Source organism: Thalassospira sp. NFXS8, assembly GCF_040148805.1.
GTDB lineage: Bacteria > Pseudomonadota > Alphaproteobacteria > Rhodospirillales > Thalassospiraceae > Thalassospira.
This window is the reverse complement of record NZ_JAGEMF010000006.1, coordinates 20,704-46,216: the sequence shown is the minus strand read 5'-3', so window position 1 is coordinate 46,216 and position 25,513 is coordinate 20,704. Positions and strand designations below refer to the sequence as shown.

Genomic DNA, 25,513 nt, shown 5'->3' with positions numbered 1-25,513 from the left:
TATTTCTAAAAACTGCTGCTTTCCACTGGCGGGTTGGCGGTTGCTGCGCTATTTTCCGGCCATGAGCAAACATCAAGGCCCAGCCGCGGGCGAAACCGGCGATAAAACAACCCACTTTGGTTTCCGCGATGTGCCGGAAAACCAGAAAGCATCCATGGTGCGCGAGGTGTTTGACACGGTCGCGTCCAAATATGATGTGATGAACGATCTGATGAGCGGCGGTATCCACCGTCTGTGGAAAGACAGTTTCATCAACGAACTTAAACCGCGCCCCGATATGCGTTTGATCGACGTTGCCGGGGGCACGGGCGATATCGCCTTTCGCTTTTTAAAACGTGGCGGCGGGGCGGTAACGGTATGCGACATTAACTATGAAATGTTGCATGTTGGCCGCGACCGCGCGGCTAATCACGGGCTGTTGAAAAATATCGACTGGATGGTGGGGGATGCGCAAAAATTGCCGCTGCCCGATCAGTCGATGGATGCCTACACCATTGCCTTTGGCATTCGCAATGTCACCCGCGTGGACGAGGCTTTGCGCGAGGCGTACCGCGTTCTTAAGCCCGGTGGCCGGTTTTTGTGCCTGGAATTTTCCAAAGTCGTCGTGCCGGGTTTTGACAAGATTTACGATATGTATTCCTTCAAGCTGCTGCCTGAAATTGGCCGGTTTGTTGCGGGTAACCGCGAGGCTTATCAGTATCTGGCTGAAAGCATCCGTCAGTTCCCCGATCAGGAAACATTCGCCCAGATGATCCGCGATGCCGGGTTTGGCCGGGTGCGGTATCGCAACCTGTCTGGCGGGATCGCCGCTATTCATTCCGGCTGGCGAATCTGAGGGCGATTTCACATGATCCGCTTTGTTCGTAACAGTTTCCGCCTGATCACCATGGCGCGCACTTTGGCACGCCATGATGCCCTGTTTCCGTTGGATCTGGTGCCAGGTGGCAAGGCACTGGCCATTCTTGCCCGATTGACGGCGCCGTTTTCGGGTGGGTCAACCCTGCCCAAGGGGCGCAGGCTGGCGCGCGCGCTTGAGGAGCTTGGCCCGGCTTTTATCAAGCTGGGGCAAACCCTGGCTACCCGTGCCGATCTGATTGGCGATGACGTTGCGGCCGATTTGTCATCCTTGCAGGACAGGTTGCCGCCGTTTCCAGCCAGTATCGCCAAGCGGGTGATTTCAACCCAGCTTGCCGCGCCGTTTGACGACCTGTTTATTGAATTTGATGAAACGCCAGTGGCGGCCGCATCGATTGCCCAGGTGCATTTCGCCAAAACACCTGATGGCCGGGAAGTTGCGGTTAAGGTGCTGCGTCCCGATATTGCCGTGCGCTTTGCCCGCGATCTGGACCTGTTTTACTGGGCGGCCGAAATTGTTGAATGGACCCAGCCGCGCTTGCGCCGGTTAAAGCCGGTTGAAACCATTAAAACCCTGGAAGACAGCGTTAAACTGGAAATGGATTTTCGGTTCGAGGCATCAGCTGCGTCGGAGTTTCGCGAGAATTTCAAGGACGACCCAACCTATTATATCCCGGAAATTGACTGGGAACGCACAGCACAACATGTTGTGACGATGGAGCGGGTAAAAGGAGTTCGCATTGATAATGTGGAAGCCCTTGAACAAATGGGCATCAACCGTACCGAATTGCTGGCAAAGGCGGCGGCAGCCTTTTTCCAGCAGGTTTTCCGCGATGGCTTTTTCCATGCCGACATGCACCCTGGTAATTTATTTGTCGATGCCAATGGCCGTGTCAGTGTGGTTGATTTTGGCATTATGGGCCGGGTAGACCGGCAAACGCGGCTGTATCTGGCCGAAATGCTGTTGGGCTTTTTGACCCGCGATTATCGCCGGGTCGCCGAAATTCATTTTGAAGCCGGTTATGTGCCGCGCAACCAGTCGCTGGAAAATTTCCAGCAGGTGTGCCGCTCTATCGGCGAGCCGATTTTGGGCAAGGAACTGGCCGATATCTCGGTTGGGCGCTTGTTGGGGCAGTTGTTTCAGGTGACCGAAACATTTGGCATGGAAACCCAGCCACAGCTGTTGATGCTGCAAAAAACCATGATTGTGGCCGAAGGCCTGTCGCGCATATTAAGCCCGAATGAAAACATGTGGAACCTGTCGCGCCCGCTGATTGAAGAATGGATGCGCGAAAACCTGGGCCCCGAAGCTAAAATTGCCGAAGCCACCCGTCAGGCCGGTTCGATGTTGCGCCGGTTGCCCCGCGTGATTGAAGCGGCCGAGCGGGCATCGGGCGTGCTAACCGAACAGGGCCTTAAATTGCACCCTGATACCGTGGCTGCCATGCGGGGCCGTAATGGCAAGGGCGGCGGTGGCGGCATTTTTAAGAATGGCGTGTTGCTGTGGCTGGCCATTATCGCCCTGACGGTGGCGGTTGTTTTAAAATAGTGCCACCGGGCTTTTGTTTTTTGGTTTTCGGTGCCGATTTTACGCTGAAACACAGGATGGAAACGGTCATGCAAAATCAAAGTCAGATTGACATCAGTTGCGATCAAAACCGCATCGACCTTGATTATTGTTACGGGTTTATTGGCCAGTCCTATTGGTCGATGAACCGGTCACGGGCCGAGTTTGAAAAGTCGGTTGAAAAATCGTTATGTGCCGGTGCCTATTGTGCGGGACAACAGGTTGGTTTTGCCCGCGTTGTGACCGATCATATTTCCATCGCCTATATCGCCGATGTTTTTGTTGATGAAGCCTTTCGCCGCCGCGGCATTGCGGCAGAATTGCTGAATGCCCTGCATGATCACGCCGATATGCGGCGGGTTAAACGCTGGATGCTGGCAACCCGCGACATGCACGCGGTTTACCGCACCCTGGGGTATCGCGAAATTGACGACTTGATGATGATGCGCATCAACGAAGACGCCATATCGCATCCGCCCCTGAAATAGGCCTGTTTGAAGATAAATGTCGCCTATTCTTGCGTTTTAAGTGCTGCCCCCCGTGCCTGATTTTTCCCAAATTGCGCATTTAGGTGTTCGACAAATCGTCGGAGCTTGAGCGAGGCGTGACGTTTTGTTGGATATACAGCATGAATTGCCAATTCCGCTGTTTTATGGTCGTCCAGCACAGAATGAAGCGCACCGCTTGCGATAGATGCGCCAAACACAAAATCCGGGCCATATGCAATGCCTGCACCTGCCAAGGCAGATGCCAGTAACATTTGCATGTTGTTTGCTGCTAAACGGACAACACCGCTGATGACATGTGTTTGGCCACCTGGGTCCGTAATATTCCAGTCGCCCGGCGAAATGGCGTCTGTGAAAGCCAGCCTCGGTGCATGTTGTAAATCTTCTATGGTTCTGGGGATACCAAATCGCTTCAGATAGGAGGGGGCGGCGCAGTAAACCATTTTGCACGGAGCAAGGCGCTTGGCGATAAGGTCGGAATCCTGAAGGTTGCCGATCCGAATTGCCAGATCCAGGCCTTTTTCTATTACGTCGATATAGTGATCGCTTAACAGCGTTTCGACGGAGACATCGGGATAGGTTTCAAGGAAGCTGGCTATCACGGGGCCAAGATGCATCGCGCCGAACGTTGTTGGTGCGGTAATACGTAATGTTCCACGCACAGTGGTTTGGGCTTGCTGCGCCTCATTATTTGCATCCTCCACTGTTTCAAGGATTTGCTTGCAACGCAGATAGTAGGCCGTTCCCGCCTCGGTCAGGTTTAACGTGCGCGTACTTCGTTGTAGCAAGCGAACCTGCAACTGTTCTTCAATTGCCGAAACATGCTTGCCTGCCATGGATTGCGAAAGCCCGAAGCGACGGGCCGCGCCGACAAGGCTGCCTTCCTCAATTGCGGCAACAAACACAGCCATGCCTGTTAATCGATCCATATTTCAATCCATATAATCACCAAACTATCAGATGATGATAAAAATAACGGAATTATATCGCAAGAGGATTGAATTTAAAGTGCCTGCATCAGCCGCGAAAGGCTGCTTAATTGAAAGGCAGGTCAATGAAAGTTCAATCAAACGGGATAACGTTACATGTTGAAGATCAGGGAGCAGGGGACGTCGCACTGATTTTTCTGCATTATTGGGGCGGTTCGTCGCGAACGTGGAAATATGTAACTTCTGAACTGGCGACCGATCACCGCACAATTGCCATTGACCAACGGGGATGGGGCCAATCTGCTGCAGCCAATGATGGCTATGACCTTGCAACCCTTTCCGCCGATATTGCAGGCGTGATAAACGCGCTAAATGTGCGCCGTTATGTTCTGGTTGCTCATTCAATGGGGGGCAAGGTTGCGCAGTTGATGGCATCGCGTCGCCCTGCCGGTTTGGCGGGGCTGGTTCTTGTTGCGCCGTCGCCGCCGACACCTATGGCCCTTCCCGTGCCAGCCCGCGAGGCAATGGCAGGCGCATATGACAGCCGGGCGACAATCGAGGCAACAATCGATAATGTACTGGTTGCAAAGCCTCTTTGCCGGGCGGATCGTGAACAGGTCATAGAAGATAGTCTGAAAGGCGCCCCCGCTGCGAAAATTTCGTGGCCACGCAACACCAGTCAGGAGGATATTAGCCGACATGTCGGGAATATAGATGTTCCGACACTTGTCATTGCCGGGGAATTGGACCAGGTCGATACCCCCGAGATTTTAAAAGGCGAACTAAAGGCGCGTTTGCCGCGGGCTGATTTGCATATTTTAAAAGGTACCGGGCACCTTTCAATGCTGGAATCGCCGGGTGAAGTCGTTGGCCTTGTACGTTGCTTCTGCAAACAACTTGTTGGATTGGCTGGTTAACGCCGGGTTTTGGTTTGGCAATTCACCCCGGGAATATCTTTGTGCCCTTCAGTGTGAAATGCATCTGTCCCTGGTTGGTCGGCGGTTCATGAAACCTGTCACAGTGACTTATTGCCGACAAGCTCGTCGCGACGTCGCACCTATTCAGGTTGCTTGCTCGTAAAGAGATGGTTGTCGCTGATAAAATTGGGCGCATTTACGATCTTAACTTAAAAGGCACCCCGTGTGATGCGGGGTGCCTTTGATGTGACCGGTCTGTCGGGGGTGGGGCTTCAATCAGCTTTCGCGCACATCTTGCAAAAAGTTGCTAACTTCATCGCGCAATGTGCCCGACTGTTTGCCCAGTTTTTCAGACGCATCAAGAACTTGCCGGGCCGCAAGGCCGGTTTGACCGGCTGCATCTTGCATTTCCTGAATGTGGGTGGATACCTGCTGGGTACTGCTAACTGCCTGTTGTACCGAATGCGAAATTTCGCTGGTAGCAGTTCCTTGCTGGCGGACCGCGGCGGCAACCTCGGCCGAAATCGAATTCAGGTCGTTGATTATCCGGGTAATGCCATCAATTGCGCCTACCGCATCCTGGGTGGATCCCTGAATGCCGGAAATTTGTGCTGAAATGTCCTCGGTTGCGCGGGCCGTTTGATTGGCAAGGTTTTTAACCTCGTTGGCAACCACGGCAAAACCCTTGCCTGCATCTCCGGCGCGGGCGGCTTCGATGGTAGCATTCAGGGCCAAAAGGTTGGTTTGTTCGGCAATGGCCTGAATGATCTGCACCACTTCGCCAACTTTCTGGGCGGAAACATCCAGTCCCTGAACCATTTCATTGGCGCGGTTGGCTTCGGTGGCGGCCCGTTCGGTGATGTTTGATGTGTCATTCACCCGCGCGCTGATTTCCTGAATCGACATTGCCAGTTCTTCGGCGGCGCTGGCAACGGTTTCAACGCTGCTATTGGCCTGATCCATGGCCGCAACAACGGCCTGCGAACCCGATTCGTTCTGGTGAACTGCGGCAACCATGCTTTGGGCCACTTGCTGCATTTCGCCTGATGCCCCGGAAACACCGTCAACAACCCCCATAACCGTGCGTTCAAACCGTCCGGCAAGGTTTTGCATGGCATCGTGACGTTGCTTTTCTGCCTGTTCACGTTCTTTTTCACGTTCGCGGCCCAACTGGCTTACCCGGATGGCATTGTCTTTAAAGACCTGTACCGATCCGGCCATTTCGCCAATTTCATCGCGCCGTTGCAGGCCCGGAATAGTGACGTCAAGGTCACCTGTTGCAAGCTCGGTCATGACACCGTTGATCTTGCGAAGCGGGATTAATATCTGGCTACGCAGCACATACCAGGTCGCACCCAGCAGCACGACCAGGATCGCCGCAGCCAAAGCCAGCTGCATAATCACGGCGGTGACGACCGATGCATTGACGTTTTCCAGGCTCCAGGCTGTTAACAACATGCCGCGGTAAACGTCTTCGTCCTTGCGCTTGGAATATTTGGTAATCGGGGCGGCGACAATTACCGCGCCATTGGCAACAAAGCTGACCAGTTCCTTGTTTTCCAGTTGGGCCATATAAGGTTCAACCAGTGTTTTAAGGTCATAGGCCTTCATGGTTTCGGCCTGAAATTCGGCAATATTGGTGCCATCGGGCATATTGGTTTGCAAGGTGGCCAGTTCGGTGTCTGACCGGTCGGTCAGTTTGCGAAATTCCTTTTCAATGGAATTGGCATCCATTGCAATGAAACCGGCCTGTACGGCGGTTGATAGCATTTCTGTTTTTTTGACCGATTCGCGATACATCAAATCAATCATGGCGTCGCGTTGCGATACCGCCTGAATGCTCATCATTGCGGCGAAACCCACCACCAGCAATGCCACAAGCACCACAATCACTTTACGTCCGACTGATGCGCCGGACTTTCCCTTTGCGGCCATAGATGTCTCCCGGTCCATTTAAGCCTTGCCTGTTTTGTTTCCTCCCGGTCGGTTCCCGATATTGCCCGTTCATTAAGTGTGCCGGGATATATCCGTCGTCCGGGTTAGCATTTTATGCCTGCCCCTTTTTTCCGGGGCATTTGGTCGTTCTGGTTGGTCGGCAGTTCCCTGTTTTACGCAAAAAACTCGCCGCCAAAGCGTCCGGCTTCTTGCGTATTCTACCGCCCTTATATGAAAGGCTAGCCGATGGTTGCGAATAACTGAAACGTTTAAAGCAAACGTGGGAAAAATTGTTTGAAAGGCCGCGTTTGGGTAATTTTACGCTGAAAATGATCTTTTATACCGATGTTTATTCGGCCCGGCTTGCTACTATCATTGGGGGATGCGAATCGGTATGACAGTTTACCGACAGCTTTATCTGGTTTGCGGTTACGCCATGAGAGGGTATTTTAAGGGCGCGATTGCGAACTGCATGTGCGCGCGAAGGGTATATTGCCAGCTTGGGGGACGATGGTGTGGCAAAATCGAAAACAAAAGCCGGAAAACGGCCGGTCGCCAGGGTGAGAACACCCGCAGGATATGCTGCAAGAACCGACCGGAATGCAAAAGTTTCCGATGTCATGACCAACAGCGACACCACGATACCGGTACCCGTTCCGGGCCGTAAAGCCGTGATTGCGTCGCAATTAACGCCCTCGCCCTTATCACGGGAAACAGCGCTACCTGCACCCGATATCACCCGGCGCAACGATAATTCAGCACCTGAAGGGATGACTGCCAACATGCCAACGCCGCCGCGCAAATTGACCGTTCACCGGGCCGGCGTGCCAAGTGAAAGCCTGTTTTCGCGCGCCGTTGCCGCCCATCAGGCCGGCAAGCTGGACGACGCCATTACCCTGTATGGCGCCATTTTGCGGGCCAGCCCGGATCAGCCAGATATTTTAAACAACCTTGGTGTGGCGCTTCGTCGCCGCAAACAGTTTGATGCTGCATTGGTGTCCTATCGCCGGTCGGCGGCTTTGCGCCCGGAAAATGCCGGTTTGTGGTCCAATATGGGTAATTGTCTGCGCGAAATGATGCGGTTTGACGATGCCATTGCCGCGCATGAACAATCCCTTGCACGCAGCCCGGATGATAAATCGCATCTGTTTAATGCCGGGCTGGTATATCGCGATATGAATCGCTTTGATCAGGCGGTCGCGTATTTTAACAAGGCGCTGGCGCGCGACCCCGATTATATCGAAGCCCTATGGGACCGGTCATTGGCTCTTCTGGCACTGGGGCAATATGACGCGGGCTGGAAGGCTTATGAGGTGCGCCGCCGCCTGGCCGATAACCCCATTCGCCCGCTGCCCGGTGTTCCCGAATGGGATGGCAAAGCTGATTTACGCGGTAAAACCTTGCTGTTACGCGCCGAACAGGGCTTTGGCGACATGATCCAGTTTGCCCGGTTTATTCCCCTGGTGGCGCAAAAGGCAGCCCATGTCATTGTTGAATGCCGAAAGGAAATGCTGGGCGTAATGCAAACTGTGGCCGGTGTTGGCCAGGTGATTGCCAAGGGGGCAACACCCCCCCCGTTCGATATTCATGCACCTTTGTTAAGCCTGCCGCATTTGCTGGGCATCGGGGCAGGGGAACTGCAGCGGGCATCGGCCAGCCCCTATATGCGGGCACCCAAACAAATGGCACTGGCCGGTATTGCCGGGGATGTTGTTTTGAAGGTCGGGCTGGTATGGGCCGGTAAATTAAACCCGCGTGACCGGTCATGCCCGCTGGAAAAGTTCATGGGCCTGATGGGGGCACCGGGCGTGGCTTTTTTCAGTTTTCAGGTTGATGACCGCCGGGCTGACATTGCCCGTCTTGGCGCAGCGGCCTTTATCCATGATCTTGGCGACCGGATCGGTGATTTTGGCGACAGTGCCGGACTGATGTGTGAAATGGACCTGATTATTACCATCGACAGTGCCCCGGCCCATCTGGCTGGTGCGCTTGGCCTGCCGGTCTGGATGCTGCAACTTTACACCACCGACTGGCGCTGGATGGTGGATCGCAGCGATAGCCCCTGGTACCCGACCATGCGCATTTATCGCCAACAGGAACCAGCAAGCTGGGATGCCCCGTTTGCAGCCCTGAAACACGATTTCGATAATCTGGTGGCCGCGCGCAAGGCTTGACAGGTCAAAATGGTGCCCCCGAACATCGCCTTTCTGGGCAATTCGGGTGGGTGGATGATGTTTAAAACCCTCCATTGGCTAGGTTTTATAATGCCAACGGACAGTATTAAATAGTACGAAATTCATGCAAAAATTGAAATAGGTTGCAAGGGGCTGCAACCTTTAGATAAGGGGTTTGCATGAAAATCAAGATTGCCGTTTTGGCACGCGGTAGGGGACCGTCCTACTTAAAGATGCTGCTTGGGGCTGCATTTGTATGTGTGACGATGTCTACTCTCATCATATTACCATCGCAGGTTTACGCTTCTGGTGGCGTACGTTCTACGGTGGAAGTTCAGTTGCCAATGCTTGATGTCGAGTTGTTCGATACGCCAGGGCAAACGCGAAAATCAGTCAAATCTATTCCAGGAACGGAATTTCCGGCAGAAGTAGAATATATCGAGACAGAAATGGCGGCAGGCCGAATGCATCATATTCGGCTGGATGGGGAAAGCCGTGATTATTGGGTGGATGGCAACGAAGTCTGGATAACCGCCTATGATGGCGTGATTGAAGTTTTTTGCGATGCGGATCAAAGCCGTGCGTTGGGGAATACCGGCCGGGGGGCTGGTGGGCGTTCTACCTGCCGCAAAAAATAATTGCCGGGGGGCATAATCATGAAGTTTTTAAAATGGTCGCTGCCAGCTGCCATGCTGATGCTGGCCGGGTGTGTAACCAATCAGACGGGGGTGCCAATTCCATTCCTGTCACCCATTCCAGACGATGCGAAATATATTGAAACGGTCAAATTACCGACAACTACCCTTGAAAAGGCCGAAGGTTTAAAAAAGGCCCGGACCAAAGTGCTGACATCTTCGGTGGGGCTTGCCGATTTTCCGCAATTACAATCCTATGCCCAATCGGTGTTGGACAGGATCATTGCAACGGCCCCTGCGGGCGCACCTGATGCAAAAGTTTATTTGCTGGCCAATGTTGGCCCTGGCGCGATGGCCGTGCCTGAAGGGGCAATTTATATTCATTTTTCTGCGTTTCAATATTTGCAATCAGAAGACCAGTTGGCATTTTTACTGGGGCATGAATACAGCCATGTAGCCTTGCAGCATTCACCTGAAAACCTGTTGCGCAGTTTGCGGCCATACCTCGTTACGGCGATGGATTTTGCCGTTTCGCGCGCAAGTAGCGATAGCAAACTTCGCAAATCATTGCAGTTATACGGCAGCGATATTTTGTCGCGCGACGTGTTATTACCTGTTTGGGATCGGTCAGCCGAAAAACAAGCCGACTTTCTTGGCCTGGATCTGATGACGAAGGCGGGTTACAACCCGTCCGAATCGCTTCGTTTTCTGGCGATTGTCGGCAAATATGACGACAGTTTCGAGAGGCTTCATCTTGCCACGCGTAATCAGCTGGAAAAACAGCTTGATGCTCAACTGGCAACAACAACTGATAGCCCGCTTTGGAACAGGTTCACCAGTGAATTTCGCGACGCCATTGGCACAATTCAGGAACAGATTTCCAGCCGCCACGAAGACGCGAAGGACCGCATGGTGGCATTGGTGGGATATATGAAGCGTGAATATGCCATGGAGCGACGCCGCCCGATTAATAATGCGATCTATGTTAAAACGGTTGATCAGAATGCCGATGTTCTCGACCATTACCTTGATGCCCACAAAGTGATTGCTGCCTTGCAGGAAGCAAAATTTGAACCGGGTAAAAAAATCAACATTGGCAAGCTGGAAGGTCTGGCTCGCAGGGCGGTGAGTGGCAAGACATCGGATCACGCCTACACCCGGTATGCTTTTTCCAAGTTGCGGACCTATCAGGGAAAATACAGCCTGGCCCTTAAAAATATCGATCTTATCGCCGGTCAGGATGGCGACGATGTTTTACCCTTTCAAATATCGCTGGAACGAGCCGAATTGCAACAAAGCACGGGGAACAACAAGCTTGCGATCAAGCAGATGGAAGTTGCTGCGGCCCATTATGACTGGCCAGTGGAAGCCTATCATTTTTTGATACCGATGCTTGCGGGGCAAGGAGACAAAGGACGTGTCAACGAGCTAAAGATCGGCTGTGTTGCCCGGTATCCGCAGCAGCGTGAATTGTGTGCTACGCCGCAATAAACATGTCGAAACGAGCAATCGCCCTGTCACTGCACCCGCGCTGACAGGCCGATTACTTTTGGGGCAATTATCGGGGCGAATTCCCTATGTCTGAATATGACCAGCCGGATGCACCAGATCTGTCGGGGGCACCCGGGCCAGATAAGAATAATGCATTGGTGAAAAAAAGACCTCGCCCGGTGAAGGCCGGGCCAGGGCTGGCCTATTTTAACTGGGCGTTAATTACGTTTATGTTGGCTGCGCTGGTGATCATTTTTGAACCCGACGAATTTACCCGGCCCGTCGACGAATATAGCTACGAATTGTTTAACCGCCTGTTCGGGGCTGCTGTATATGATGCGCCAAACAAGGACGATATCGGCATTGTGCTGTTTGATCAGAAATCATTGCATGATCTTGATGCCAGCTGGCCGCCGCTTTTTCTGATTCACAGCAATGTTTTAAAATCCGTTTTGCGGTCCAGGGGTCCGTTCCCTTTGGCTGTTTTTATGGATTTTACCTTGCAGGATGCACGCAGTAGCGAAGTAACGATTGAGGATGATGCGACTAAGTCCCCCCGGTTTGTATTGCGTGATGACACGCTTGGTGAATTGGTTAAAACCGTCGAAAACTATGGCCAGCTTGGCATTCCGGTTTATGTGGCAGCGGGAAAACTTACCGATGACCGTTTCCCCGAGATTTTGTCGCGATTGAAAGGCAAGGTAAAACTTGTTGCCGGGTGGGGGGATGCCCTTTCAAATGCTGATATTCGCGCCCTGAATTACAGTTTGTTTCCCAATCGTCCTGGCAAGGATGAGACAAATAATAATATCGCCGGGCTGGCACAAACTGCTGCGCGTGCACGCGATTATTATCCGGCGCCAGCTTTGCAGATTTATCTTGATCTGTGTCGTCGCCGGGCTGAAGCCTTGGCTGACGGGCGTATCGAAGATTCTCCCTTTTTCGGGCGAAACTGGAACTGCGACGGGGCCCTTGGCGGCCCGGTGCCCAAACCTGATGAACGCGATTCCTGGCAGCTTGATACAGTCGATTTATGGCGGGGTTATGCACAGGAACGGCCTATGTCGCTGATTTGGCCCGATAGCCAACCTGATTATTCCGGTTGGCCGGTCATGATTACGATGGACAAGGCGGAGGACGGCAGGGAAATTTCAACACGGCATTTTCCATCGGCCTGCCCGGCAAGTGATGAAAAAGACTTTTCGTTTCTAGTCGGTTTTTTTCATCGCCTTGGGACCCACCTTATCGGCCATAAAGGTGTTGCTAATCATTGCGGCCCGTTTGACGTGGTGACAGCCGGGCAGGCTGTAAAATCAACACCCGATGCGGCAAACAGCTGGATCAGCAAACTTGGTGGACGGGTAATATTTTACAGTTTCAATTTGCAGGGGTTGCAGGATGTGGTTCACCCGCCAACTCTTGATGACGATATTGCCGGGGTCAATGTTCATGCTATGGCGTTGGAAAACCTGTTGCATTACGGGCCGGACTATCTGTCAGATACGTCACGACAGGCGGGGCCTGTTCTTTCCCGGGTTACAGGTTTTCTGACCTCGGATAATCTGGAATTGCTGACCATGGCCGGGCTGTTTCTTGTGCGGCTGGTTTTTTTGCTGTTTGTTCGGAAGTGGGGGGTAAAATCCCCCGTCATGGTGCAATCAAATGAAGTGCCTGACGGGCAAACATCAGATCCGATTGTATGCAAGCTTGGTTGGGATATGGTGCTGTATTATCGCCAATGTCTTTACGATCTGATAGTGTGGTTTGGTAATTTTCCTCGTCGGCAGCGGATCGGGTTTATCAACACCACCAATGCCTTGCGCCAGTATCGTTTTCCGATCAGCTTTTTTCTGGTTGTTGAATTCATGTGTGTCGTGGTTTTTGTATTTGGCGTCGCTTTCTGGCTGGAATTTAGCGTGTTGCGGATTGCCCCTTCCAACTGGTTGTCAATTATGGGGCTTGCGGGGGTGACATATCCGTTTTACATCCGGGCACTTTTTTCCCAGCCCGACACAGAAAACGTAGTGAACAAAGAAGGTTCCGGAAACGAGTCTCCGGTCAGGTCTCCGTCATTGTGACAGTACATGTGTATGATGTAAGGATTATCATATAAGCCGCATGGGTTTGTCGGGGCCCGTATTGCCCGGACAGTAAAATTTCGCATCAATTACCTCTCCTCAAGTCCGAAGGCTTGTGTTTCAATCGGACAAGGCGTAGGAAAGCGCCTTGATATTTTTGGGGTACCTGTTTCGCCTTTCTGTGCGGATCGGCCCTGTGGATTTTGCAGGAGAAACGGTGTGAGCGAAGCCGCATATAACAAGGGATTCCCGGTGTCCTGGGAACAAATGCATCGCGATGCCCGCGCATTGGCATGGCGCCTGTTGGAAAAAGGCCCTTATAAGGGCATTGTTGCCATTACCCGTGGTGGTCTTGTGCCTGCTGCGATCATTGCACGCGAACTTGATATTCGTTTGATTGATACGGTCTGCGTTCGCAGCTATTCTGACAAAAGCCGTGGCGATCTTGAATGGTTGAAAGACGTGGAAGGTGACGGCGAAGGTATGCTGATCATTGATGATCTGGTTGATACCGGCAAAACTGCCAAAGCCGTACGCGAAAAACTGCCCAAGGCCCATTTTGCCACCGTCTATGCCAAGCCGCTGGGCCGCGAAGTCGTTGACAGCTTTGTAACCGAAGTATCCCAGGACACCTGGATCTATTTCCCGTGGGATATGGAACTTTCGGTTAACGCACCGATTTCCGAACGCGCACGCTAATCTGCCTTGGGGCGGTGATGTTCCCAGGGTCATCAGTGACCAAGGGGAGTATACAATGCCCAAAGTCCGTAAATTACGCCCGCTTTTCGCCTTTCTGTTCGCACTGTTTCGTGCGCCTGGGGCGGGCGGGCGTTTTTTGTTGTTATCCGTTTTACGGGGGTGTTTTGCCCCGATACAAAAAAGCGGGCACCGGCTTTATGCCGGTTTGGTTGTGCTCACCCTGGTGACGGTTGTTGCACCTCTTACCCCGTCATTTGCTGCCGATAAATCGGCAATGCTGGAAAAAACCCGCTCACAGCTTAATGTGGCTGACGGGTTCGCGCTTTCGGTTTTTGCCGCTGTGCCCAATGCCCGTTCCATCGCTGTGGCACCGGAACTGGGTGGCATTTTTGTTGGGACGCGTGAAAGCAGCTTATATTTCGTGACCGATCCGGGGGCAGACGGCACAAAGGCCACCGTCACCCGGATTTCGTCGGATTTTACCTCGGCCAATGGCGTGGCTTATAAACCCGGTACTTTGTTTGTTGCCGATCAGGACCGGGTGGTGTCGTTTGATCTTTCCGGGTTTGATGGCAAAAAACTGGCGGCGCCTGCGGCTGTTTTGTTTGATGGCCTGCCAGATAAAAGCCATCATGGCTGGCGTTATCTTGCCCTGTCCCCGGATGGGGAAACCCTGTTTGTTGCCGTGGGCGCCCCTTGTAATATTTGCAAGGTTTCCGGCCTTGAAGGCACCATCATTACGCTTCCGGTCACAGGCGGAACCCCGCAAATTTATGCATCGGGTTTACGCAATTCGGTAGGGCTGACTTTTGATCCCGATAGGGGTGATTTGTGGTTTACCGATAATGGCGGTGACGGGCTGGGTGATGATGTTCCGCGTGAAGAGCTGAACCACGCCACCCGTGCCGGAGATTTTTATGGTTACCCGTGGTTTGCCGGCAATAAAACCCGCGCGCCAGATTTTAAAAATGAAGCTGTCCCCCACGAGGTAACTTTTCCAGCCTTCACCTTTAACGCCCATAATGCACCATTAGGCATACATTTTTATAAGGGCGATGCGCTGGTGGCACTGCATGGATCATGGAACCGTACGGTACCCGATGGGTATAAGGTCGTTCGGGTAAAATTTACCGATGGCAAACCGGTTTCCGCCAGTCCGTTTTTATCAGGGTTTTTATTGGCGAATGGCGCCGTTCTGGGCCGCCCTGTCGATATCAAACCCTATGGCGATGATGGCAGCATATTGGTTTCCGATGATCATGCCGGGGCGATCTGGCGGTTAACACCGGGTTCGTGATGGTTGGAAAATTATTTGCGGCATCTCTTGCGCGAATTTGTTGCGCAGGCTGATCAGTCAGGCTATAAAGCGTGCCGCAAAGCGGGTGTAGCTCAATGGTAGAGCAGAAGCTTCCCAAGCTTACGACGAGGGTTCGATTCCCTTCACCCGCTCCAGCTTTCCCCAATCAGATATGATTAAGTCTAAAGCTTGTGTGAACCGTCACAGGTGATTTGTCTTTGTGGGATATTCTCATATAATTAAATTGAGAATGATAATCATAATCTATATGGTGTCTATTCCTTGCGGTTGGTTTTCCCGGAGGCCGCAGGTGTTTAGGAATGGATTTACAGCGTGTCTATATGACCAGGCGACGTTTCACCAGTTTGGCGCAAGTCGTTGAAGAATATTATGACGAGTTACTGACCTTTGTCGTCCGTCGAACCGGGTCACGCCCCTTGGCAGAAGAGATTGTTCATGAAACATGGATTCGGGCCTGCATAACCACGGTGGTAATGCCGGGCAATCCGCGTGCTTATGTGTACCGAATGGCCAGTAATCTGGTTGTTGATCATCATCGCAGTCATTCCGTGCGCAAGCATGTTGAACTTTCACAACCACAGGACTATGAAAGCACGGAACCGGATGCGCCGTCGCACCTGCATGATCTTGCTGTGCCATCGCATGAAGATATGGTGTCGGCCCGTCAGGAATTGGCGTTGATTTCCGATGTGGTGGCAAGGTTGCCGCAAAAATGTCGTCAGGTTTTTTTGATGTATCGCGGTCAGGAACTTTCAATGTCGGAAATTGCCGAAACGTTGGATATTTCGATCAGGACGGTCGAAAATCATGTCGCCCGGGCAATGGTCGAATGTCGCCGTTGCCTGCAAGATGCAAGACGTGACCTGTGATTAAACACCCTCGAAATGGCAGCATAAGTTTGTTTTCCCAATGTTTTAGTGATTGCGAGAACAGGTTGAACGGCGCCCGGATGTTCTTTGCATTTAATGTTGGGACAAAAGGTGGCGCGGTTTTTATCGCGAAAAACGATGGCTGGGGCAGATTGGGATGAATGAGCACGATGCGGATTTTTCCGCAGACATTTCGGACGAGCTGTTTCAGGAGGCCGTTCTTTGGCACGGACGCCTGCGCGATTTACCGGCCTCTTATGGGCGTTATGAAATGGTTGTTGCTGAATTTGAAAGCTGGCGCGAACAGTCTTCTTTGCATCGGGCTGCTTTTTGCGAGGTCGAGCTTTTATGGGGCAAACTGGAATTACCAATTAAGCGCATCTGGCGGGCGCAAACGCAGGTTTCGCAAGGCGAGTTCATAACACAGGACGGAAAATCAAAGGGTGCCAGCCAAATGCATTTTTCCTGGCGGCGAGCTATGGCCCTTGCTGCGGTCATAGTGGTGTGTGTTGTGATGGGGCATTACGTCAAAAATGACGTCGAACAATATTTTAACCCTGATCTTTATATCACGACCCAACAGCCGATGACCCGGACCTTGCCGGATGGTTCCAAGGTCATGATGAATGTGCAAAGTCAGTTGGAAGTTGCTTTTTCCTCCGATAAGCGACTGGTGAAATTGCAGGAAGGTGAAGTGTGGTTTGATGTGGCCCACAATGCGAAAAAGCCGTTTGTGGTGGAAACCGCGTTGGGAAATATTACAGTTTTGGGGACACGATTTAACGTTCGCAAAACGGCGGATGCTGTTTTTGTCAGCCTGGTAAAGGGCAGGGTCGAATTGCGGGACAATGCCGCGCCGCGCATTCGCACAACAGTGCTGGCGCCAGGGATGGAGGCCAGCTTGACGCGTCAGGGCGTTGCCGCCGCCCACCCGTTTGATGTGTTTGCAACTACCGCGTGGCAAAATGATCAGATGGTTTTCTATGACTCACCGGTTTCAGAGGTGGTTAACGAGCTGAACCGTTATTATCCGGGTAAAATTGTTATTGCGAACAGTAGTCTGCGCGATTTGCATATCAGTGGCGTTTTTCAAACCGACAATATAGGCCGTGTTCTTGGCGCGATTGAAAATACGCTTCCCGTGCGTGTGATCAGGTTGACGGATTATTTTGTTTTTCTTGTCTGGCGGGGCGACGCCTGATCACGTAAGGCTACACGCCTTGCGGATATTTCCAGAAAAATATATGTAAATCAGTTAGTTATGGTTATTTTCCGGATTTTTTTGTTGGAAATCAGTTTTTCTTAAAAAAGAGGTATTGGACTAGGGGGTAATCGTTTCTGGCCCGTCTTACTTATATGTCGCGAATGCGCCGTATTCGCAATTTGATGATGTATAGAGTTGGGGAACTGAATTGGGAACGCTGGGCAGATCAAAAACAGGCATGAGTATGTGCCTTATGGTGTCGTTTGCGGCACTTATGAATAGCCACACGGCATGGGGCGACGAGGTAAAGAAAAACCAGTTCGCGGATGAAAATCAGACAAAATATCAGTTTGATATTGCGTCGCAGCCTTTACCTCAGGCGCTTGCGGCATTTTCAGCTATGACCGGTATTCAGGTTCTTTACACCGAAAAATCGATTTATTCTTATCGTTCTGCGGCCCTGCAAAGCGAATTTGGGGCCAGTGACGGATTGCAGGCCTTGTTGGGTGGGACCGATTTGCAGTTTCGCTATACAGCGGATCGTTCTGTTACGATTGAAAAGCGCTCGGCGGCTTCAAGCCTTAACGATGAAGTTGAAGTCGGTGCAATTACCGTTATTGGCACCCGCCAATCGCGTTATGACAGCCGTTATTCCGAGACGGGCACGTTGGTTGCCAAGGATGTGACAGACATTCCAAGGACGGTTGATGTTATTCCCGAACAGCTTTTGCTAGATCAGCATGCCCGCGAACTGGAAGATGTTTATCGGTTGTCACCTAATGTGGTGAATGTTGACGGTTATGGCGGTAGCCGCGAGGATTTTCTGATCAGAGGGTTTCGCCGCCGGGATGATATTTACCGGAATGGTGTTCGCCTGAAAACCAATGGCCGCGTGAACCCCGATACGGTCGATAGCGTGCAGATTGTAAAGGGGCCGGTTGCCGAAATCGGGCAGATGACACCAGGTGGTTTGGTTAATATCATTACCAAAAAGCCCCAGTTCATCCGTGAAAACCATATCGCGACCGATTTTGATGAATATGGTGAACGCGAGGTCCAGGCGGATTTTACCGGGCCACTTAATGAAGAAAAAACAATTGCTTATCGTTTGACAACTTCAGCAGAAAACAGCCGAAATTTTCGCAAATCCGACATTGATCGCCAGTTCTTGTCGTCCTCTTTCTATTGGGAGGCCGATAATGGCGCGAATGTTAACTTCAATTACGAATATACGCATGATGAGCGGCCGATTGATCGCGGTGTTATTACTGTTCCGGGAAACGGGACGCAGCGCAACATCGTCAACACATCGGTTGAGACCCGGTTTGATCAGTCTAATTTGAATAATCGGGACGTATCGACCCATATTTTGGAGCTCGATACCGCGATACCTGTTTTCAACGATAACTGGACGTTTGAAAACAAGCTGTTTTATGCCTACGAGCAAGTTGATGAAATTCGCAACGAAGTTGTTAATGTTTCGAATACGGGCATTTTGACGCGCCGGGTTCAGGGCAATGATGATCGCGAATTGAGCACGGCCTTTGTTCGGATGCAATTGCGCGGTGAATTTGACGCCGGGCTGCCTGTGGATCTGGTTTCAGGTGTTGAATTGCGTCATCAGGACGAAAGCTGGACCAACTTTGCCGGGGCGAACCAAACGGGCGGAACCGTTTCAAACCCGTCGTCCTTTACCCTGATTGACAATACCGACAGCAATCCGATCCTGCGTCGATATACCGAGGTCAAACAGCTTTCCTATGGTCCTTATGCCCAGGGCGACATTCATCTGACCGATGCGGTCACCATGACACTTGGTGCGCGTTACGAAGTTGTCGCGAACGAATATAATCAGGTTGATCGCCTGACCGATACAGCCAGCGGTTTTGATCCGGACTCAGATGGACATTTGACCAAATCTGCGGCCCTGGTTTGGAAACCGGTCGAGGAATTGTCACTTTATGCATCCTATGCCGAAACTTTCCAGTCTCAGAATATCTATTCCGGCAACGAAACCACTGCCGTGTTTGCCCCCGAGAAAGGTCGGCAATATGAAGTTGGCGCAAAATGGTCAGGGTGGAACGATCGCCTTTTATTAAGCGGCGCGCTTTTTGATATTCATCAGAAAAATGTTGTTGAAACGGTCAATGGGACGCCTGAAATGACAGGTGGTATTCGGTCACGTGGGGCCGAAGCCGTTATTACCGCCAATCCGGTTCAAGGGTTGAACTTGCGCGCCGGGGTCGGGCTGCTGGATGCTGAAATTGTCAGCGAGAATGCGAATAATGGCAACACACCAACCAATACACCAGATATTACGACCAGCCTGTGGGCCAGCTATGAGTTTCAAAAAGCCGAAAGCAGTTTGAAGGGCCTGGGGTTTGGGGCCGGACTTTACCATGTTGGCAATCGTTATGGAGACAGTGCGCACAGTTTTGAACTGGGGGATTATACGCTGCTTGATGTCGGCATGTGGTATTACTTGCCGGTCCGAAACGAGTCTCGGGCAAGATTTGACCTTGGGGTCAAGAACGTGACGGACGAACAATATTATGTTGCCTCTGGTGGGACATATCGCGTGAGCGTGGGCGCACCGCGGACGTTCTTCGGGAGCATCCGGTTTGAGTTCTGATCCTGCACGCTATGGCAGGAAGCAGGCAGGTAAGCCAGTTAAACCCTTGTGGTTTGACTGGCATAGCTGGATTGGTGTCTGCTTTGGTCTGATGCTGTTTACCATTTGCTGGAGCGGCGCTTTCGCCGCTCTTTCGCAGGAATTCGACTGGCTGGTAACGCCTTCGGCACGCATTGCGTCCTTTGCCGGGGATGTCGATTTTTCAGGCATTTTTGCCGCGGTTAAACAGCAGTTTCCAAATGCCCGGATCGAGTTTCTGCAACAACCGCTTTATTCGGTTTTTGCCGCTACGGTTGATATCATTACGGAGCAGGGGGAGCGGCGGATTGTTCACGTTGACCCAGCAACGTTGAAGGTTACCGGCAGTCAGTCGATTTTCACCATCGAAAGGTTTTTTCGCGAATACCACGAAGCCCTGTTTGGCTTTTACGGTGCAGGAAAATTCATCATAACGGCGTGTGCCGTGCCGCTCATCCTGGCAATGATCAGTGCATTATTGTTTTACCGACGCTGGTGGCGCCGGTTTTTTGCGCTGCGAACGGGGAAATCATCGGTCAGCTTCTGGAGCAGCCTGCACAAGCTGGCAGGTCTTTGGAGCCTGTGGTTCGTTGTGCTGATATCCCTGACCGGTAGCTGGTATTTGTTTGAAGAAGGGCGCTACAAGCTGGGCGATGGAAAGTTTGCCTATGTCGATTCCTTTCCGTTGGCGGTAAATGTTTTGCCCCGGCTTGAAACACTGTCAGATCAACGCCTGCCCTTTCACGATTTACTGGTTCGTGCACAAACAACACGGCCGGATATGCGCATTACCGGGATTTACCCCAATCGCGGCGGGTATTTTTACGTGATCGGGCAGGCCGGTGATATTCTGGTGCGTGATCGCGCAAACAAAATCTATCTCGATCCGCATACCGGCGAGGTTGTTTTTAATCAGCACGCAGATGACTTGTCCCCTTATTGGCGGTGGTCGGACATGGCCGATCCGCTGCATTTTGGCGCGTTTGGCGGTTTGCTAACCAAAGTTTTGTGGTTTGTCTTTGGGCTGACCCTATCTGGTTTGGCTCTAAGCGGTGCCTGGCTGCATATGAAAAAACGTCAAAGATCACGCAAAACCGGCCCAAAGCGGCGTGGAACATTGATGTTGGCGGGCGTATTCACCCTGTTGCCATTGGCTTCTTTGCCTATCATGTGGGTGTATCTGGTTCGCATTGGCCCGAAGATCGACGGCCACAGACAACTGGCTGAATTGCCAATCGGGGTGACGGTCTTTGTTGGTCTCTGGCTTTTGACGACATTCAGTATCAAACTGATCTGGCTGTGGTCTTGTTATCGTTTAAATAAGGTGCCACCGGAATGAAAGGTGCCGCCAGAGCATTTTGCTAAAAACAGATGGCTTATTCACGCGGCAAATATTCCAGCCCGGATTTGCGGGCTTCTTCGTCGCTGCAGGGGGTGACGGGGGCATCTTTGCGCACGAAATTGACAAAGCGCGAATCAAGCGGGCTGACATAGTGGCCCTTGCCATCACCCACAAACAGGCAGCGCTGTTTTTCACCCTTCAGACGTTTGCCCTCGCGCCATTCGGCAGGGGGCACCATTTTGGCACCATAAAGGCCGATGCCGGCATTGGCGGCCTGTTTGGCCTGGTCATCATAATCCAGCGAGAAACCAGGAATCGGCAGGGCTTCGCCATCTGCGATCATGGCTGATCCAATGTCGCGATCACCAATCGAGCATTCCACCCGGGGCCAGTTTTTGCCATCCAGCCCGCTATCCTTGCTGCCATCATTGCGCTGGTCATCGGCCAGCACGCATTCGGCGGGAAAGGGGGACATGATAAAGTATTTCTGCAACTGCATCCCGGCGGACAGGCCACAATCTTGCAAATTATCGTCATGCAGGCATTGCTGGCCCAGTTCGGGTGCGTCAATCCCGGCAATGTCAAACACATGCCCGTCAATCAGGATGGTGTCGCCATCAATGGCAAAAACCTTGTGCCCGTCGGCCTTAAAGGCTGTCTGGTTATTGACATCGGGTGGGGTTGCCGGTTTGGCGGTTTGTGCTGTTTGCGCCGTCTCCGCGTTTTGGGCATTGGCAGGCTGGCCCAAAGCAAGCGGGGCGGCCAGCAGGCCGATAGCCAGAACCGGAATATAAACACGCGATTGCAGGAATTTTCGCCAGAAAGCAGCGGGCAGGATCATGGGTGTTCTCTTTGCTTTTATCTTTGCTTTGGCCGCATCGTTTCATCAGGCCTGTCTGGCACCCACCATAGGAAGGCACCGGGAAAGGCACGATGGTTCCGGGTTAACGGGCAGGGACAGGCCCGGTAAACCCCCGGAAAGCAGACCATAGCACTGATGATGCGAAAACACGGCGAAAAGATGCCAGTTTAAGGCCCTGATTGCGAAAACCATGCGATAACGGGATGCACCCGAAGCAATTTACGGTTATAGAGCATAGGATAAACAGGGATCGGGGAAAGGTGCGTGGTATAAAATGGCCGCGCAGGCGTTGCCCACGCGATAACGGGTAAATCAGATCGTCTCCCGGACCAAACGCCCCGGCATGGTTAATGCCGATTGTACAAACTTGCATGGATGCCGCCTTGTTACGACTGCAACCGATCTTTTTTGTTGTTGGGCTGATGGTAATTATCATCGGTGCTGCGATGTTGATTCCGGCAAGTGTCGATTTGTATTTCGGAAATCCCGACTGGCTGATTTTTACCCAGGCATCGTTTACCAGCATTGGTCTGGGCGGTATGACCTGTCTTGCCTGCCGGTCTGATATCGGGCCGCGGGTAACTGCCCGGCAGGGCTATGTTCTGACCGGGTTTTCCTGGATCGCGGTAAGTGTAACCGGTGCGTTGCCATTATGGTTTTCCTCCCTCGATATCAGCTTTTGCGATGCGGTTTTTGAAACCATTTCCGGGCTGACCACCACCGGGTCTACGGTTTTATCCGGGCTTGATACCATGCCACCGGGCCTGCTTTTGTGGCGATCCATCCTGCAATGGCTGGGTGGGATTGGCATTATTGTGACGGCCCTTGCCCTGCTGCCGATGATGCGGGTGGGCGGTATGCAGCTGTTTCAGATGGAAAGTTCGGACAGGTCGGAAAAGCTCAGCCCGCGTATGCGCGACATGTGCCTGCAAATCGTGGTGATTTATGCCATGCTGTCGCTGACCTGCATGGTGTTGTATCGCATTTTCGGTATGACGTGGTTTGAAGCCATCAATCACGCCATGACGACGCTGGCCACTGGCGGGTATTCCACCACCGATCAATCCTTTGGCAAATTTGCCGGAAACTGGCCCTTGCACTGGGTCGGCACTGTTTTCATGTTTGCCGGCGGGTTGCCCTTTACCGCTTATGCGGTGATGGTGCGTAAACGCAGCATTCGCGCCCTGTTTGACAACCAGCAAATTCGCCTGTTTTTGTTGGTATCGACCTTTTTTACCCTCTTGCTGACCATCCGCCTGATGCAGGTTTCAAACGATGGTTTGTGGGCCAGCTTTACCCTGGCTTCGTTTAATCTGGTGTCGGTCATTACCACCACCGGTTTTGCTTCGGGCGATTACCTGCAATGGGGCCCGGTTGCGGTTATGCTGTTTTTCTTTGCCACTTTTATTGGCGGCTGTTCGGGGTCTACTGCGGGCGGGTTTAAAATGTTCCGCCTTTATGTTGTGTTTAGCGGCCTGCGCGCGCATTTCCTGCGCCTGCGCAGCCCCAGTGCCGTTACGGTCAGCTATATTGACCGCAACGAAATCACCAGCGACATTTATAGCGCGGTGACGGTTTTTGTTTTCCTGTTAACCATCAGCTATATCGGCGTTACCGTGGCCCTGGGCTTTACTGGGCTGGATCTGATAACCGCCATGAGCGCATCGGCCACAGCCCTGGCCAATGTCGGCCCCGGCATGGGGCCAATCATTGGCCCGGCGGGGAATTTTCAAAGTCTGCCGGACGGGGCGAAATGGGTTCTGGATATTGCCATGGTGCTGGGACGGCTGGAATTTGAAACCTTGCTGGTATTGTTGATGCCCGCCTTTTGGCGTGATTGATCGCGGATTGGCTGCCGCGCGATCAACAGGTCTTTGCCCTGTTTTCGCCCCATCGTCGTTTTAGCGTTAAGGTTAAGAATAACCAGAACGGAGGATGACGATGGGAATGATACGTAAAATTATCATCGCCCTGGCCGCCATGATGGTAACAATGACGCTGGTTGCCTGTGCTCCTGAAATTGGCAGTAAGGACTGGTGCAACAATATGGAACATACGGCCAAAAGCGACTGGACGGCCAACCAGACCAGTGATTTTGCCAAAAATTGCATGCCCTGAAAAATCGGGCTTTAAGCAGACTGACACACCCTGAATGAAGAACATTTGTTTTGTGTTGCGGATGCAACAGGGAACATTGAGGGATGTTTTGCGTTTTAACGGGCAATCATAGTGCGGGATAACCCGCACGAACCCTGATTTGCGTTATAGTTGGAAATCCCTATAATGCACGGCCCGTGAATGATCGCGGGGGTCGAAAAACGACACAACAAATTACGAGGATAGTCAGATATTATGAGTGCCGAAAATCTCCATGTCGGTGTGATCGGCGCAACCGGTGCGGTTGGCGTCGAGCTGATCAACGTTATGTTTGATCGCAATTTTCCTGTGGGTGAACTCACCCTTTTCGCGTCCGAACGCTCGGCAGGAAAAACATTGGAGACTAAATACGGCACTAAAACCGTGACCCTGTTTTCGGTGGAAGATGCCAAGAAATGCGACATCGTGTTTTTGGCGGTATCTGGCGATTTCGCCAAGGAATACGGCCCGCAAATCGCGGAAGGTGCCCTTGTGATCGATAATTCATCGGCTTTCCGTCTGCGCGACGATGTGCCGCTGATTGTGCCTGAAATCAATGGTGGCCTTGCCAAAACGTCAAAACTGATTGCCAATCCGAACTGCACCACCGCCATTGCGGCTGTGGCCCTGTGGCCGCTGCATAAGGCGTTTGGTTTGAAAAAGGTGTTTGTTTCGACCTATCAGGCCGCATCGGGTGCTGGTCAGCCGGGCATGAATGAATTGCGTGAAGGTTTGGCATCAGGCCTGAAGGGCGAGGAAATCAAGGCGGAAGTATTTTCACATCCGCTGGCTTTCAACGTGATTCCGCATATCGATACCTTCCAGGAAAACGGCTATACCCGTGAAGAAATGAAGGTCACCTGGGAAACCCGCAAGATTTTCGGTGTGCCGGATCTGGCGATTTCCTGTACCGCCGTGCGTATCCCGACGGAACGGACCCATTCGGAATCAATCGTGGTTGAAACCGAAAAGCCGGTCACCCCGCAGGCTGCCCGCGATGTGCTGGCAACAGCCCAGGGTGTGAAGCTGGTGGATAATCCTGAAAAACTGGAATATCCGATGCCGATCAACGCGACTAAAAAATACGATGTCGAAGTAGGCCGTATTCGCACCAACCTGATTTTCGGGGATCACGGGCTGGAGCTGTTTGTCGCTGGTGACCAGCTGCTGAAGGGCGCTGCCTTGAACGCCGTGCAGATTGCCGAAGCGTCGATTGCCTAGGTTTTATATTTTGGTGCCTTGGCACTGTTGATACGGAAATGGTCCCGCAAATTGATTGTCGGGGCCATTTTTTTATCTTCAACCATGCAAGATGACTGATTGATTGGTATGGAAGCGAGGCTTTG

Annotated in this window: 20 protein-coding genes and 1 tRNA gene; 18 read left to right on the top strand and 3 right to left on the bottom strand. The window is 52.2% G+C overall.

Going from position 1 to position 25,513, the window contains the following annotated elements; translation table 11 throughout:
* The first annotated feature begins 61 nt into the window (after positions 1-61).
* The 3 genes from ubiE to J4E05_RS22070 all read left to right on the top strand — a co-directional run bounded on the left by ubiE (position 62) and on the right by J4E05_RS22070 (position 2,910).
* A complete protein-coding gene (gene ubiE, locus J4E05_RS22080; RefSeq protein WP_349600236.1) occupies positions 62-835 on the top strand; it encodes a bifunctional demethylmenaquinone methyltransferase/2-methoxy-6-polyprenyl-1,4-benzoquinol methylase UbiE in 774 nt (257 codons plus the stop codon).
* A gap of 12 nt (positions 836-847) precedes the next feature.
* The gene (ubiB, locus tag J4E05_RS22075; protein WP_085592820.1) at positions 848-2,404 is read left to right on the top strand and encodes a 2-polyprenylphenol 6-hydroxylase; all 1,557 of its coding nucleotides are present in this window, start codon (positions 848-850) and stop codon (positions 2,402-2,404) included.
* A gap of 68 nt (positions 2,405-2,472) precedes the next feature.
* On the top strand, positions 2,473-2,910 hold the full coding sequence (locus J4E05_RS22070) for a GNAT family N-acetyltransferase (protein ID WP_085592895.1): 438 nt from the start codon (positions 2,473-2,475) through the stop codon (positions 2,908-2,910).
* Between the two features lie 23 nt (positions 2,911-2,933).
* Here the strand turns inward: J4E05_RS22070 and J4E05_RS22065 are convergent, their stop codons facing one another.
* On the bottom strand, positions 2,934-3,857 hold the full coding sequence (locus J4E05_RS22065; protein ID WP_349600234.1) for a LysR family transcriptional regulator: 924 nt from the start codon (positions 3,855-3,857) through the stop codon (positions 2,934-2,936).
* 125 nt (positions 3,858-3,982) lie between these two features.
* Here J4E05_RS22065 and J4E05_RS22060 point away from each other — a divergent pair, with 125 nt between their 5' ends.
* A complete protein-coding gene (locus J4E05_RS22060) occupies positions 3,983-4,774 on the top strand; it encodes an alpha/beta fold hydrolase (RefSeq protein WP_349600232.1) in 792 nt (263 codons plus the stop codon).
* Positions 4,775-5,050: 276 nt separating this feature from the next.
* On the opposite strand, the gene J4E05_RS22055 is transcribed toward J4E05_RS22060, so the two are convergent.
* On the bottom strand, positions 5,051-6,709 hold the full coding sequence (locus J4E05_RS22055) for a methyl-accepting chemotaxis protein (RefSeq protein WP_349600230.1): 1,659 nt from the start codon (positions 6,707-6,709) through the stop codon (positions 5,051-5,053).
* 560 nt (positions 6,710-7,269) lie between these two features.
* Between J4E05_RS22055 and J4E05_RS22050 the strand changes: the two genes are divergently transcribed.
* From J4E05_RS22050 to J4E05_RS22000, 11 genes are all read left to right on the top strand, one after another.
* The gene (locus J4E05_RS22050) at positions 7,270-8,883 is read left to right on the top strand and encodes a tetratricopeptide repeat-containing glycosyltransferase family protein (RefSeq protein ID WP_349600227.1); all 1,614 of its coding nucleotides are present in this window, start codon (positions 7,270-7,272) and stop codon (positions 8,881-8,883) included.
* Between the two features lie 179 nt (positions 8,884-9,062).
* Positions 9,063-9,521, top strand: coding sequence for a hypothetical protein (locus J4E05_RS22045; protein ID WP_349600225.1), 459 nt, complete (start codon positions 9,063-9,065; stop codon positions 9,519-9,521).
* A gap of 18 nt (positions 9,522-9,539) precedes the next feature.
* Entirely contained in the window at positions 9,540-11,009 is a 1,470-nt protein-coding gene (locus J4E05_RS22040) for a M48 family metallopeptidase (protein WP_349600223.1), read from the top strand.
* Between the two features lie 158 nt (positions 11,010-11,167).
* Positions 11,168-13,087: a hypothetical protein gene (locus tag J4E05_RS22035; protein WP_349600221.1), complete on the top strand. Its 1,920-nt coding sequence runs from the start codon at positions 11,168-11,170 to the stop codon at positions 13,085-13,087.
* 219 nt (positions 13,088-13,306) lie between these two features.
* Positions 13,307-13,786 (top strand): xanthine phosphoribosyltransferase, encoded by a 480-nt coding sequence (gene gpt, locus J4E05_RS22030; RefSeq protein ID WP_085592838.1) that lies wholly within the window; start codon positions 13,307-13,309, stop codon positions 13,784-13,786.
* A gap of 55 nt (positions 13,787-13,841) precedes the next feature.
* Positions 13,842-15,083, top strand: a complete 1,242-nt coding sequence (locus J4E05_RS22025) for a PQQ-dependent sugar dehydrogenase (RefSeq protein ID WP_349600219.1) — start codon at positions 13,842-13,844, stop codon at positions 15,081-15,083.
* Positions 15,084-15,164: 81 nt separating this feature from the next.
* Positions 15,165-15,238 (top strand) — tRNA-Gly (locus J4E05_RS22020).
* A gap of 165 nt (positions 15,239-15,403) precedes the next feature.
* Positions 15,404-15,973: an RNA polymerase sigma factor gene (locus tag J4E05_RS22015; protein ID WP_349600217.1), complete on the top strand. Its 570-nt coding sequence runs from the start codon at positions 15,404-15,406 to the stop codon at positions 15,971-15,973.
* Between the two features lie 157 nt (positions 15,974-16,130).
* Complete coding sequence (locus J4E05_RS22010; RefSeq protein WP_349600215.1) at positions 16,131-17,174, top strand: FecR family protein; 1,044 nt, start codon at positions 16,131-16,133, stop codon at positions 17,172-17,174.
* Between the two features lie 241 nt (positions 17,175-17,415).
* On the top strand, positions 17,416-19,809 hold the full coding sequence (locus tag J4E05_RS22005) for a TonB-dependent siderophore receptor (RefSeq protein ID WP_349600213.1): 2,394 nt from the start codon (positions 17,416-17,418) through the stop codon (positions 19,807-19,809).
* Entirely contained in the window at positions 19,799-21,166 is a 1,368-nt protein-coding gene (locus J4E05_RS22000; RefSeq protein WP_349600211.1) for a PepSY-associated TM helix domain-containing protein, read from the top strand. Before J4E05_RS22005 ends, J4E05_RS22000 begins: the two co-directional genes overlap by 11 nt.
* Before the next feature lie 37 nt (positions 21,167-21,203).
* On the opposite strand, the gene J4E05_RS21995 is transcribed toward J4E05_RS22000, so the two are convergent.
* The gene (locus J4E05_RS21995) at positions 21,204-22,010 is read right to left on the bottom strand and encodes a thermonuclease family protein (protein ID WP_349600209.1); all 807 of its coding nucleotides are present in this window, start codon (positions 22,008-22,010) and stop codon (positions 21,204-21,206) included.
* 371 nt (positions 22,011-22,381) lie between these two features.
* Between J4E05_RS21995 and J4E05_RS21990 the strand changes: the two genes are divergently transcribed.
* The 3 genes from J4E05_RS21990 (at position 22,382) to J4E05_RS21980 (ending at position 25,388) form a co-directional block, all read left to right on the top strand.
* A complete protein-coding gene (locus J4E05_RS21990; protein ID WP_349600207.1) occupies positions 22,382-23,872 on the top strand; it encodes a TrkH family potassium uptake protein in 1,491 nt (496 codons plus the stop codon).
* A 106-nt stretch (positions 23,873-23,978) separates the two neighbouring features.
* Positions 23,979-24,149 (top strand): DUF3012 domain-containing protein, encoded by a 171-nt coding sequence (locus J4E05_RS21985; protein WP_210402925.1) that lies wholly within the window; start codon positions 23,979-23,981, stop codon positions 24,147-24,149.
* 234 nt (positions 24,150-24,383) lie between these two features.
* Positions 24,384-25,388: an aspartate-semialdehyde dehydrogenase gene (locus J4E05_RS21980; protein WP_349600205.1), complete on the top strand. Its 1,005-nt coding sequence runs from the start codon at positions 24,384-24,386 to the stop codon at positions 25,386-25,388.
* Positions 25,389-25,513 lie beyond the last annotated feature (125 nt).